Origin of the sequence: Corynebacterium sp. KPL1995 (genome assembly GCF_000477935.1) — a bacterium.
Taxonomy (GTDB): domain Bacteria; phylum Actinomycetota; class Actinomycetes; order Mycobacteriales; family Mycobacteriaceae; genus Corynebacterium; species Corynebacterium pseudodiphtheriticum.
Genome location: NZ_KI515715.1, coordinates 908,330 through 920,858, shown reverse-complemented (window position 1 = coordinate 920,858; position 12,529 = coordinate 908,330). Strand labels below are relative to the sequence as shown.

Sequence of the window (12,529 nt, the reverse complement as noted above, 5' to 3'; positions counted from 1 at the left end):
CCACACTGGGAGCCTTTATGCAGAATCAGCCTGCACCACACCCGCAAACAAGCACCCCACCGCCGGAAAACCCGGCACCACAGAACCCACCGTCGCCTGCCCCACGCATGATCGCCCCCGATTTCGCCCGTGGTATCGCACTGCTAGGCATCGCGCTGGCAAACATACAGACTGCGTGGACGCTAGAGACCTCGAGCTCACACGCGGAGAACATCGAGTCTTCCTATTTCGGCGGCTATGCCGACGGTTCACTACTCGATACCGTCTTCACGCTTTTTTCTGCAATGTTCGTGCACGTGCGCGGCCTACCAATGTTTTCCACACTGCTCGGATTCGGCATCGGTTTGATCACCATCAGTCTGTGGAAGAAATCCTTCCCACTTTCTCGAGCCCGCCAGGTCATCGCTCGCCGCTACTTTTTCCTAGCCGTCTTCGGCTTGCTGCACATCATTTTCTTGTTTTTCGGCGACATCATGTTCTCCTACGGCGTCATGGGGATGATCGTCGCCACCATGCTGTCATTGCGTAATAAGACCCTGGGCTGGATTATTGTGGTTCTCTTTGCGCTCAATGCCTTGACTGGTATCGGTATTGCGCTGGCCAGCATGGGTTCTACGCTGGTCAACGTAGCAGGCCCTTCCAATTTTGCAGTCGGGGAGGCCTCAGAGCCGACCAGTAACTACTTGGAATACATATTCGGGAACTTTTTTCTAGCTGTCTTTGCCCCCTTGGAAGCCTTTTTTGTCGCCTTCACGCTACTGCCAGTGATTTTATTGGGCTTCATATGGGCGCGCCGTGGTGTGCTTGCCGACGTAGATGCACACCGAAAAGAACTCGTAATCTGGGCCATTATCGCTGCTCTGATATGCCTCGGCATCGGCTTGCCGTGGGGCCTGGCGGAACTAGGGATCATTAACCATGAGCTGGCCAATCCACTGATGACAGCAAACGTTTTTCTGGGGATTTTTACCGGCCCAGGCATCCTTGCTGCTATCGCGTTGGGCTGTAATGGTGTGCAAAAACAGTATGCAGAAACCCAGCGCGTGCCATTCTTGTTGCGGCCATTTATCGCGCTGGGGAAGCGTTCCATGTCGGGCTATGTCGCCCAGTCAGTATTTTTCGTGATCCTGGTGTTGCCGTTCACACTGAACTTGGCAGAAGGCCAAACGGTAACTGGGCTGACAGTTCTTGCATTCTTGGTGTGGTTGGCCACGCTATTGTGGGCGTGGCTGTGGGAAGCATTCGGGTGGAATGGCCCGCTAGAAACTATCCACCGCCGTCTCGGCTACGGCCCTGGTTCACGCCCGCGCTTGGAGTCTCAACGGCAAAAGCGCGCACGCTTAGCAGCTGAAACTCCGAGCCCGTAGCGCCTTAGCTCCGCCGCGAACCCGCCTTCACCACATTTTTCGTTCCTGGTGAAGGCTTTTTCGCGGTCTTTTTAGCCGTTTTCTTGACGGTCTTTTTCGCCGTCTTTTTCACAGCTTTCTTGGTGGTTTTCTTTACCGTCGTTTTCTTGGCTGTAGTCTTTTTCGTAGCAGTCTTTTTCGCTGTAGTCTTCTTGGTGGTCTTCTTGCCCACCTCGCCAGCGGCTTCTTTGGCGCGGCGCTCAGAAAGCAGCTCATTTGCCCGCGCATCTGTCATCGCTTCAGGTTTATCGCCCTTCCGTAGCGAGGCATTGGTCTCGCCATCAGTGACGTACGGACCAAAACGGCCGTCTTTCACCGTCATTGGTTTACCGGAAACGTCGTTATCGCCAAGCTTCTTCAACGGTGGTTGCGCAGCAGCACGCCCGCGACGTTTTGGCTCAGCATAGATTCGGCGCGCCTCATCCAAATCAATAGAGAAAATCTGTTCTTCATCGGCCAACGAGCGCGAATCCGAGCCCTTCTTCAAATACGGACCATAACGGCCGTTTTGCGCAGTAATCATCTCGCCATCAGCTGGATCCACGCCCACTTCGCGCGGCAGCGACAACAAGCGCAGCGCTTCTTCCAAGGTGACTGAGGCCGGCTCCATCGACTGGAACAATGAGGCCGTGGCTGGTTTCAGCTTGGCTTCGACCAACTCGGTAATGCGCTTTTCTTTTTGTTTCTCTGCAGTCTTGGTGTCCCAGTTTTTCGCACGTTTGCCCTCTTCTTTGCGTTGGGCGTCCTCAGCAGCACGTTCTTCACGAATGATCTCTTCTGCCTCAGCGGCAGCCTTTTCTTGCTCGTCGTCACGCACTTGCTCGGTGACATACGGGCCAAACCGGCCTTCCTTAGCCACAATCATCCGGCCATTGTCCGGGTTTTCACCCAGCTCACGGCCGCCCTGTGGGGTGGCGAATAGCTTTTCTGCCATCTGCAGGTTCAGCTCGTCCGGGGTCGTTGATTCAGACAAATTCGCACGCTGATATTCCGGCTCACCATCGGCATCCGTTCCGATACGGCGTTCCAGATACGGGCCATACCGCCCCACACGTACGACAACTGCACGGCCGTCCTCGTCGTCGAAAAGATGCAACGAGTTAACTTCACGCGCATCAATCTTTTCCAGGTTGACGTCGATCAGTGATTTCAAGCCACCATGTCGAGCAATCGATTCCGCGGTGTTATTGTCGTCTTCGCTATTAACCTCATTTCCGAAATAGAAGCCGGTCAGCCACTCGGTGCGGTCTTGCTCACCGGTAGCGATCTGGTCGAGTTCGTCTTCCATCGAAGAAGTGAAATCGTAGTCCACCAGCGGAGCGAAGTTGTTTTCCAGCAAACCAACCACCGCGAATGCCACCCACGACGGCACCAGCGCATTACCGCGGGCGTGCACGTAGCCACGGTCTTTGATGGTTTTGATGATCGAGGCATACGTTGACGGACGGCCAATGCCTTGTTCTTCCATCTTTTTCACCAGCGAGGCTTCTGTGTAGCGTGCCGGTGGGTTCGTAGAGTGGCCTTCTGCGCTGACCTTATCGACGGACAGCTCGTCGCCCTTGTCCAGCTGCGGCAAGCGTTTTTCGCTGCTGTCAGCAGAATCATCGTCGTAGGCCCGCAGGAACCCTGGGAAGGTGATGGTGCGCCCGTTGGCCTGGAATTCGGTCTGTTCACCGGTGCTGGCAGATCCAGCCATGGTGACTTTCATCGACGTCCCTTTGGCGTCGGCCATCTGTGAGGCAATCGTGCGCTTCCAGATCAACTCATAAAGCTTAAATTCTTCGGTATCCAGTTGATTGTGCAACGCACCCGGAGTCGCGAATGACTCGCCTGCTGGACGAATCGCCTCGTGGGCCTCCTGCGAATTTTTCACCTTCCGGTCGTAACGGCGTGGTGCCTCAGAAACGAAATCACTGCCGTACAACTCGGTCGCCTGATTGCGGGCGGCGAACAGCCCCTGCTGTGACAGCGAAGTCGAGTCGGTACGCATATACGTGATGTGGCCGTTTTCGTAGAGCCGCTGCGCGATACGCATGGTGCGCTCAGAGCTGTAGTGCAGCTTGCGGCCGGCTTCTTGCTGCAACGTGGAGGTCATAAACGGCGCATACGGACGGCGAGTATACGGCTTGTGTTCAACGGCGGTGACGGTGAGTTTTGCTTGCTGCAGGCCGTCGGCAAGCCGGTTGGCCTGTTGCTTGTCGACGATGGTGGCCGAACCTTTCAGCCGTCCACGATCATCGAAATCGCGCCCCTGCGCCACTCGTAGCCCGTCGACGGTAGCCAAGCGTGCCGGGAAGGACGCCGGATTTTCCGCAGAGTCTGCCGCACCTGTGTTCAGGGTGGCCGAGAGGTCCCAATAATCAGCAGAAACAAACGCCATGCGCTCGCGCTCACGCTCAACGATCACGCGGGTGGCCACGGATTGCACACGGCCTGCCGACAGCCGCGGCATGACCTTTTTCCACAGCACCGGCGAAACTTCGTAGCCGTACAGGCGGTCCAGGATACGGCGGGTTTCTTGTGCATCGATGAGGTCTTCGTCAAGCTCGCGGGTATTGCTTGCAGCCTCCAGGATGGCGGATTTGGTGATCTCGTTGAAGACCATCCGGCGTACCGGCACTTTTGGCTTCAGCACTTCTAACAGATGCCACGCGATAGCTTCACCTTCGCGGTCCGGGTCCGTTGCCAGATAAAGCTCGGAGCAATCCTTGAGCTTAGCTCTTAAGTCCGTAACTTTTTTCTTCTTATCCGGACTGACCACGTACAACGCACCAAAGCCATTGTCCGTGTCGACACCCAAACGCGCCCACGGCTCTTTCTTGTATTTCGCGGGAACATCAGCGGCTCCGCGTGGCAGATCACGAATGTGTCCCACGGAGGCTTCGACCAGGTAGTCGTTACCTAAGTAGGGTTGGATCTTTTTTGCTTTGGTTTGTGACTCGACGATAACGAGCGTCTTGCCTGCCACGGGATCACGTCTCTTTCGTGCTTAATTAGCGTGCGGAGTACTAGTGCGCTACTTCGTTTACACAGTAATATATGGTGCTTCTACACTAAAGCAAAAACCCAGCATGCCTTGTGGCAATGCTGGGTGATGTTTTTCTTGCTTATTCGGCAAGATTTACCGAGGCTACATGCCGGAGAATCCCGACGTTATTTTCCCGGTGTTTGCGTGACCTTACAGGCCACCCAAATTAGAGGGCTACAACCTGCTGAGCCTGTGGGCCCTTAGCGCCTTCGCCGACTTCAAATTCAACCTGCTGGTTTTCTTCCAGGCTACGGAATCCGTTGCCCTGAATCTCGGAGTAGTGCACGAAGACATCCTTCGAGCCATCTTCCGGAGCGATGAAGCCGAAACCTTTTTCAGCGTTAAACCATTTAACGGTTCCTTTTGCCATGTTAAAACCTTTTCTTTTGGCGACGGATCTGCAAAGTGTCCGCGAATCTAACCTTGCTGCGAGCACTTCTCGAACTAACCTAGAAACCGCGTTCAGGAATTAGTCTCGCACGATTTCGGCGCAGAAGATACTCTTAAGAAATATATTCAAGAAAACCCCGTCAAGCACACCCACAAGGGGGTAGAAATGGGCGCTTTTGAGCAGCCGGATACAACTTTTGGTCGAGAGCTTCTCGACGAACTCGTATCCGTATTCCCCAATTCCACCCTGACCCACCAGCGTGTGATCCCGGCGCGAACTGCCCGCTATGCGGAATGGCCGGATTGGGTCAGCCCGGCATTGCGCACGGCACTCGAGGATCAGGGTGTTACGCGATTATTTAGCCACCAGGCGGAAGCCGCTGAGGCAATTCACTCCAAGCAAAATACAGTGATTGCCACCGGCACATCCTCGGGAAAATCACTCGGCTACCAACTTCCGGTGCTTTCTCGTTTAGGCACCGACCGCACAGCATGCGCACTGTATCTGACCCCAACAAAGGCGCTGGGGTCAGATCAGCTGTTATCGATCCAACGTTTACTTCGTGCAGCGGCGGAGGGCTTGCCGTATTTATCGACAATCACCCCAGCGCCGTATGACGGCGACACCCCCACGGAATCCAGGGCGGGAATCCGTGAGTCTTCGCGTTTTATCTTTTCCAATCCGGATATGGTGCATGCTTCTTTGTTGGGTGCTCACCAACGCTGGGCGCGGGTATTACGACATTTAGAATTCATCATCATTGACGAATGCCATACCTATCGCGGAGTGTTTGGCTCCCACGTCGCCTTGGTGCTTCGCCGACTTCTGCGGTTATGCGCCCACTACGGTTCAGAACCGACGATTATCTGTGCTTCCGCAACCTCAGCAGATCCAGTCGCCCAGGCACAGCGTCTCACCGGGCGGGCTATGCAGGGGGTTACGGACGACGGTTCCCCGCAGGGAACGCGCACCGTGGCTTTATGGGAACCGGGTTTCCGCGACGATGTCTCGGGCCAGAATGGCGCACCGGTCCGGCGCGCCGCTTCGACGGAGGCCGCGGCGATCATGGCGCATTTGGTCGCCGCGGGTGCCCGCACATTGACGTTCGTGCGTTCTCGAAGACAAGCAGAAACCACCGCTTTGCGTTGTGCTGAAGAACTCAGTGCACGTGGTCGCATGGACTTCGCCGCCCGAATCGCTTCTTATCGCGCCGGTTATTTAGCCGAGGATCGGCGAAAATTGGAGCACGATTTAGACAACGGCCAGTTGTTGGGCGTGGCTACAACATCTGCTCTCGAACTAGGCATTGATGTAGGCGGGCTTGATGCGGTAATTGGGGCTGGTTTTCCCGGCACTGTGGCCTCTTTCTGGCAGCAGGCAGGCCGGGCTGGGCGCCGGGGGCAAGGTTCCTTAGTTGTGCTCGTTGCCCGCGATGACCCGATGGATACCTATCTGGTTCATCACCCAGCAGCACTTTTGGAACGTCCAATTGAGGCCAGCGTATTTAATCCAACAAATCCCTATGTCCTGGAAGGTCACGTTTATTGCGCGACCGTGGAAAAGCCTCTTTCCGCCTTCGATATTGAACAGTGGCAAGCCCATGATGTCGTACGGCGTTTAACGGACAGCGGTTTTTTGCGAGCGCGGGCACAAGGTTGGTTTGCCGCGCCGCTTCCGGAAGGCCGATTGCGCCCTGATACTGCACACTCGGCTGTCGATATCCGAGGTGGTTCCGGCCAACAAGTCATGATTGTGGATTCGTCTGACGGACGGTTGTTGGGCACAGTGGATTCCGCACGCGCTGCCAGCCAGCTGCATCCCGGCGCGGTGTATTTGCACCAAGGGGAAAGTTTTCTTATCGACGATTTGGATTTCGACGATTACATCGCTGTTGCCCGTCCAGAGCAACCTGATTATTCCACGCAAGCACTCTCCGATACGCAAATCCGTATTGTCTCCAGCCCGCCCAATGATCATGTACGACAATTGTCTCCTGATGTTTCAGTCGCATTGGTGGATGTGGAGGTCATTGACCAAGTCACCGGCTTTATGGTGCGGCTTCCTGATGGTTCCATCGCAGAACAAGTACCTTTAGATTTGCCGCGACAACGCCTATTTACGCAGGCAGCGGCTTACACCATTAGCCCACGAGCTTTGGCTGCCGCCGGGGTGGAAGAAGCCGATATTCCTGGTAGCTTGCATGCTGCCGAGCATGCCGCTATTGGTTTGTTACCGCTGCTGGCCACGTGCGACCGCTGGGATATTGGCGGTGTTTCCACTGCATTGCATGTTGATACCCAGTTACCAACGGTGTTCGTCTACGACGGCTATCCAGGCGGAGCGGGCTTTGCCGAGGAGGGGTTTCGCCGCTTCCGCAACTGGATTGCCGCTACCTTGCAAGCGGTATCCGCGTGCACTTGTGCCCACGGCTGTCCCTCCTGCGTGCAATCACCGAAATGCGGTAACGGTAATGAGCCGCTCAACAAAGCCGGTGCTATCAAGGTGCTGGATGCACTGCTCATTTCCCTGGATGCCAGTGCAGTCAGTTAACTTAACTCGCAATTTGCACTGCATTACCCGATATTAGACAGGCCCGGCACGCGCTTTCGCATGCGCACTCGTGACGGATACGCCTGCGGTAACTTCTAAGAGCACATCGCGGTTATCTGTCCGACAAGAAACCACACTGGCATGGTTTAGCCCTGCGATGCGTTGTGCAACAGGGCACGGCAGATCACCTCGTGACAAACCTTCGGCTGCAGCAACCGCCGCCATATCCGCCGCCAATTGGGCTTGGTGCCGTGCGACGACATGGCTTGCCACGCCAACCAGTGCCAAGGCCACGGCCGCAATGGCCAGAATGATTCCGATGGCTGCTACGGTCGCATAACCATCATCATCGCGAGCATGCCGGAACCGGCGATAAAGGCTGCTGTCACCGTGGTTGTGCATCGTCATCGCGTCTCCACAGGGTATATTGCGCTAGCGCTGCGAGTTCCGAATACCGCGGGAACCTCCGCAGTTACTGTCACCAACCCGGCTGACTCCTGCACACTGATCTGTGCATTTCCTGACGGTTGGTAATCCACCCCAATCGCGTGCGCACGAGCAGCCGCGCTTGCTGTATCCAGTGCCGAGATGTGTGCACTGACCGTTGCAATCGCTCCAATGATTAGTGCTGTCACAATCACCAGCGCGGCCAATGCAAACGCGGCTTCAATGGTGACTGAACCACGGTCATTGCCGAAAGGCCCTGCCTGCGGCCAGCCTGCGCGTCGTCTCGGATTAGGACGGGGTATCAGACAGCGCATCAGTGATAATCGATTCGATTGCATCAGTCACTCCCCCACTGCTGACCACAAGGTACAGTGCCGCAGCCAGTGCGGCAGCAGCTAACGATCCCATGGCGTATTCAATCGTGCTCATGCCGGAATCGTCGACGAGCATTCGCACTCCGCCCTTCGTTTTCCGTGTCGTCGTGTGTGCTGCGAGATCGTCGTTTCCAGCACACTGAGCGCCTTGGTTAGGCTGCGATGTGGCATCGAGAATGTTATCTGGTTGTTTCGTGTGGGAAGTTCGAAATCGTGTAGTCATTTTGTCTCCTTTGAGTCAGATGAAATGGTCTTTTGCTTCACCCCGGTGTGGTGGCGAGCAGGTCTGTTGCCAAGCTGATAACGACTGGGGCCAGGCCAAGGACAATGAACGCGGGCAAAAAGCACACCGCGAGAGGCAAAGCAATTAACACCCCTGCACGTTCTGCAGCTGCCCGGGCATGATCTGTGGCATCCGCACGCAAGTTGGCAGCTAATTCACGACAACGTGGCGCGATACGCGCCCCGGAATGCCGAGCTGATTCAATAATCGCCGCCAGATCTGCGAACCCCTCATGCGCACGCATCCCACGAAAAGCTTCGCGGTCAGCAATGCCCACGGCTTCCAGCTGGCTGACTGCCTGCCATACCGGCGCAGTATCATTGGCTGCAGCTTCTGCTACCACACTGGTAGCAATATGCAGCGCTAACCCGGATTCCACGCAGGCCGCAAACAGTTCGATATCAGCAGCGATGTGCATAGGGTGCAGTTTTTTCGGTGGCTCTCGCGGGTTTTTCGTTGTGCTTGTCCCACATCCCACTCTGCCGGTGACAGGCGCAGCGGGAATGCACAAGGCTGTAGCCAGAATGACGAGCGCTGTAGCGAGGATTACGGGCTCCGTCATGACGTCTCCCCCACCGCTTTCGCGGTAATTTTCCGAGACCAAACGAATCCTGTGCAAGCCAATCCGACACCAGTAACCAGGGCAATACCGCCTAAGTTCGTCGTAAGCAAGAACCTTAGTGGGGCTGCACCCATGGCGATTCCCATGAGGATTCCTGCCAGTGGCAAGCACGTGAGAATTACCGCTGTCGCCTGTGGTCCTTGCAGACTCGCCTCAGTAGCGCTGCGATGCCGGTTGGCACCATCGATACTTCGATGCACAGAATCTAATAAACCGGACAGTGCGATGCCGTGACGTCCTGCCGCGTGCCACAACACCGATAACCTCTGTAATTGCGGTAATTCAGAAGAACTGTGCTGGGCGAAAGCATGCGCCGGGCTGTGGCCAAATCTGGCTTGCGCGGCTGCAGATTCTGCCACCGTGCGTACTCGTGGGGAGGCATCTTCCGGTAGCTGGGACGCTGCGGTTTCCACTGCGTGAAAGTGGTGTGCTCCAGAATCAATGTCTGCTGCCAATTGGCCAATATAGGCCCCCAATGACTTGGTATCAGCGATGATCCGGCGTCGACGCATGTGCTGTCGCATAGTGATGATCACCGTTGCCGCTGCCATCGCACCGGCAAGCGCCAATGCTATGGTGCCAACTGCCATAAGCACGGTCACTACCAGGAAAACCACAGCGATCATTAGCAAAAATTCTTTCGAAACCAGCGCTGTGGATGTCGTGCCGATGCGCGCACTTGCCGAACCAGGATGCAAGGCCACCGCTACTGCGAGCACTATTATTGCTGCGCTCATGCTGGCACCTCAGCAGAAATACTGTCATGAGTATCCACGCCACACGGATCGGCGTCCTGCAGATGATCATCGTGCTTATCATCGTTATCCGAATCGTTGCTGTTCGAATCGTTGTGGTTCGAATCGTTGTCGCCGTATTCCCAGATAGTCTCGATCCGTAAAGGATCTGCCTGCAATTGACCAATCTGCGCTAGCCGGCGGGTTCCATCAGGGCGGCGCTGCATCACCAGCACCACTTCCACGGCAGCAGTGAGCTGCGAATGCAAAGCCATACGTTCTAACCCACCAAGAGCGCCCAGTGCTTCCAGTCGTGCAGGCACTTCTGTGAGCCGGTTAGCGTGTAAAGTTCCACCGCCACCGTCGTGGCCAGTATTCAGCGCAGCCAACAAATCTACGACCTCAGCCCCACGGATTTCGCCAACGATAATTCGATCTGGCCGCATACGCAGAGCCTGTTTCAACAGGTCAGAAATGCTGATCGCACCACCCCCTTCGCTATTAGCACCTCGTGCAGTCAGGTTGACCACGTGCGGATGGTTGGGAGTCAGTTCTGGGGTATCTTCAATGCAAACCAGACGCTGTTGCGGGGCAATTTCGCTGAGCAAAGCAGAAAGCAAGGTAGTTTTCCCGCTACCGGTTCCACCAACGATAAGAAAAGAACGACGCTGTGCAATAACCTCACGCAGATACTGTCTGGAATATTCGTCCAAGCTGCCGTGCTGAAATAACGAGTCCAAGCTTGCAGAATGCGAACGCAAAACTCGCAAACTAATACAAGTGCCTTGTTGCGCTGGTGGGCTGAGCACTGCATGAAATCGCAGTGCAATACCTTCTTCCCGACGAATCCTGCCGTCCACACACGGTTGGGCATCATCCAATCGCCGACCGCATAGGCTAGCCAATCGTACTGCTAGTCTTCGGACTTCTTCATCGTCGCAAAACTCAATTTCAGCTTTTTCTAGACCGTCGCCTCGATCAAAAAATACGGATTCGGGACCATTCACAACAATGTCGGTCACTCCAGCTAGCGATAATAAAGGTTCCAAAACGCCGATGCCGACGGTGTCATTTTTCAGTTTCCGTAGAATTTCTAATACGTCGAAATCGCTTATCACTCCCGATTCTTTACGGATCAAGCGGGCTAGCTGGGCAGGGTCGTCGACAAGACTGGGTTCGGTAGCAACCCGACGCTGGATTGTCTCGACTATGTGCGGTGCAACGGACATAATTTCACTTTCAGTTCATAGAGGTTTTGGTCTTCGAGAACACTCACGCCTGCAGCCGACGGCTGATGTCTGCGCATCTAATAGATGAGATGTGGAGTTAGTGAGTCTCGGCGGTATTCCACCCGTATTCCGCGAGTACAGCGTGAGCGACGATCGACAGTGGTTTCGGAATTCTGTCTGGCAGCCCACCGCTCTCAGTGCTTTTTGTCAGACGTTTGATGGTGCCGATTTCTGCAATGACCTGGCTTCGTACGAGGTTTTCCATTTCCTCGATACTGAGTGCTGACCACTGGCGGTGCCGGACCACCAGGCTGTGTGGGGTATGCGTTCCAGACAGCTGCGTGCTTAAATGTGCTGCTCGGGCCGCGCAGCGTAGCTCTGCCGGGCAGATCAACACTGCCGCATCAATCGAACGCGGAATGTGCCAGGGATTAGCATCGATAACGGAAAGCCCGGGTTCGCTGTGCAGCGTGGAAAGCACAGTTTCAATTTCTTCCCGGTCGCCAAAACTTGCTGTTCCGTCATTAGTGCGTCGTTCGGTCAACACGGCGATACCGTCATCGGTAGTAGGCAAACAGGCACGGAGGTCGCTGGCATTGACGCGGCCGTCACCCAAGTTCAAATCTGGCCACCGCAATCCATCATGTTTTTCAATCCCCAACAGCAGGTCCAAACCGCCAGAATGATCAATTGCATCAATCAGCGTTACTGCACCAACGTTTTCATGTGCAGCCACCCGGGAAATCGCTGCTGCCACCGTCGAAGCTCCAGCTCCGCCGCCGGATGAGAGCACCGCGATGGTCAAGTGTGGGTGGCGTCGTGATGCAGACTGCGGCGGTGCAAACTGTGCTGGATAGCGTTGCTCAGAAATGCGGTTGGACAAGGGTCGCTGCAAACGTGCGGAATTGGGCAATGCCGTAGCTGCCCTGGGGCGGGGTGCGGGTGTCTGTGCCTCTGCGGGGCGCGATTGTTCTCCTAAAGTAATGAGAAATTCTTTGTTTTGTGAAGGAATCACGTACCCGACTTCCGCGCCACAATCGCGGACTAGTTGTTCGTCGACCGGCCCCGGATCTAAACACACCAGATAAATAGGGCTGCTCTGCTGGTCGCGGCGTGCCGCAGATTCCGTCAAAAGATCGGCGTAATCAGCATCAAGAATGATTGCTTCGGCCCGTGCACCAAGCCGGTAGATATCGCGTTCATCAGTGGCTGTGACCGCCCGATGACCGGTGGCTGCCGCAATATGAATCACCTCAGTACGCAGAGTGGGATCCGCAATGGCGATGACGATGGATGAATCTTGTGCGCTCATGGTCTCTAGCCAAGCCGGAATGGAATAGAAGCTCAATGACCTGGGGTGATTCTGTGGACAACCCGTCGAATTTGTTGCCTTATCAACTAGATAGCTGTGAATACCCCTCAAAAACCCTGCTGCTTCCCCCTAAAATCCTTCACCCCACCATCC

Annotated in this window: 11 protein-coding genes; 2 read left to right on the top strand and 9 right to left on the bottom strand. The window is 55.5% G+C overall.

What is annotated here, in order from left to right; translation table 11 throughout:
* Positions 1-17 precede the first annotated feature (17 nt).
* Entirely contained in the window at positions 18-1,367 is a 1,350-nt protein-coding gene (locus HMPREF1292_RS04075; protein ID WP_023018858.1) for a DUF418 domain-containing protein, read from the top strand.
* A gap of 4 nt (positions 1,368-1,371) precedes the next feature.
* Here the strand turns inward: HMPREF1292_RS04075 and topA are convergent, their stop codons facing one another.
* Both topA and HMPREF1292_RS04065 read right to left on the bottom strand, forming a co-directional pair.
* Entirely contained in the window at positions 1,372-4,374 is a 3,003-nt protein-coding gene (gene topA, locus HMPREF1292_RS04070) for a type I DNA topoisomerase (RefSeq protein WP_023018857.1), read from the bottom strand.
* Between the two features lie 226 nt (positions 4,375-4,600).
* Complete coding sequence (locus tag HMPREF1292_RS04065) at positions 4,601-4,804, bottom strand: cold-shock protein (RefSeq protein ID WP_021352804.1); 204 nt, start codon at positions 4,802-4,804, stop codon at positions 4,601-4,603.
* Positions 4,805-4,990: 186 nt separating this feature from the next.
* Here HMPREF1292_RS04065 and HMPREF1292_RS04060 point away from each other — a divergent pair, with 186 nt between their 5' ends.
* Positions 4,991-7,375: a DEAD/DEAH box helicase gene (locus HMPREF1292_RS04060; RefSeq protein WP_023018856.1), complete on the top strand. Its 2,385-nt coding sequence runs from the start codon at positions 4,991-4,993 to the stop codon at positions 7,373-7,375.
* A 33-nt stretch (positions 7,376-7,408) separates the two neighbouring features.
* Here the strand turns inward: HMPREF1292_RS04060 and HMPREF1292_RS04055 are convergent, their stop codons facing one another.
* From HMPREF1292_RS04055 to HMPREF1292_RS04025, 7 genes are all read right to left on the bottom strand, one after another.
* The gene (locus tag HMPREF1292_RS04055; protein WP_021353555.1) at positions 7,409-7,783 is read right to left on the bottom strand and encodes an Rv3654c family TadE-like protein; all 375 of its coding nucleotides are present in this window, start codon (positions 7,781-7,783) and stop codon (positions 7,409-7,411) included.
* Complete coding sequence (locus tag HMPREF1292_RS04050) at positions 7,780-8,136, bottom strand: hypothetical protein (RefSeq protein ID WP_024272868.1); 357 nt, start codon at positions 8,134-8,136, stop codon at positions 7,780-7,782. The genes HMPREF1292_RS04055 and HMPREF1292_RS04050 overlap by 4 nt, the downstream gene beginning before the upstream one ends.
* Positions 8,111-8,272, bottom strand: a complete 162-nt coding sequence (locus HMPREF1292_RS10755) for a DUF4244 domain-containing protein (protein ID WP_024272867.1) — start codon at positions 8,270-8,272, stop codon at positions 8,111-8,113. The genes HMPREF1292_RS04050 and HMPREF1292_RS10755 overlap by 26 nt, the downstream gene beginning before the upstream one ends.
* A gap of 184 nt (positions 8,273-8,456) precedes the next feature.
* Positions 8,457-9,041 carry a type II secretion system F family protein gene (locus HMPREF1292_RS04040; protein WP_023018853.1) on the bottom strand — a complete coding sequence of 195 codons (585 nt, stop codon included), beginning with the start codon at positions 9,039-9,041 and terminating at the stop codon, positions 8,457-8,459.
* Complete coding sequence (locus HMPREF1292_RS04035; protein ID WP_023018852.1) at positions 9,038-9,838, bottom strand: type II secretion system F family protein; 801 nt, start codon at positions 9,836-9,838, stop codon at positions 9,038-9,040. The genes HMPREF1292_RS04040 and HMPREF1292_RS04035 overlap by 4 nt, the downstream gene beginning before the upstream one ends.
* Complete coding sequence (locus HMPREF1292_RS04030; protein ID WP_021353550.1) at positions 9,835-11,064, bottom strand: TadA family conjugal transfer-associated ATPase; 1,230 nt, start codon at positions 11,062-11,064, stop codon at positions 9,835-9,837. Before HMPREF1292_RS04030 ends, HMPREF1292_RS04035 begins: the two co-directional genes overlap by 4 nt.
* Before the next feature lie 97 nt (positions 11,065-11,161).
* Positions 11,162-12,376, bottom strand: a complete 1,215-nt coding sequence (locus tag HMPREF1292_RS04025; protein ID WP_023018851.1) for a helicase/secretion neighborhood CpaE-like protein — start codon at positions 12,374-12,376, stop codon at positions 11,162-11,164.
* Positions 12,377-12,529: the final 153 nt, after the last annotated feature.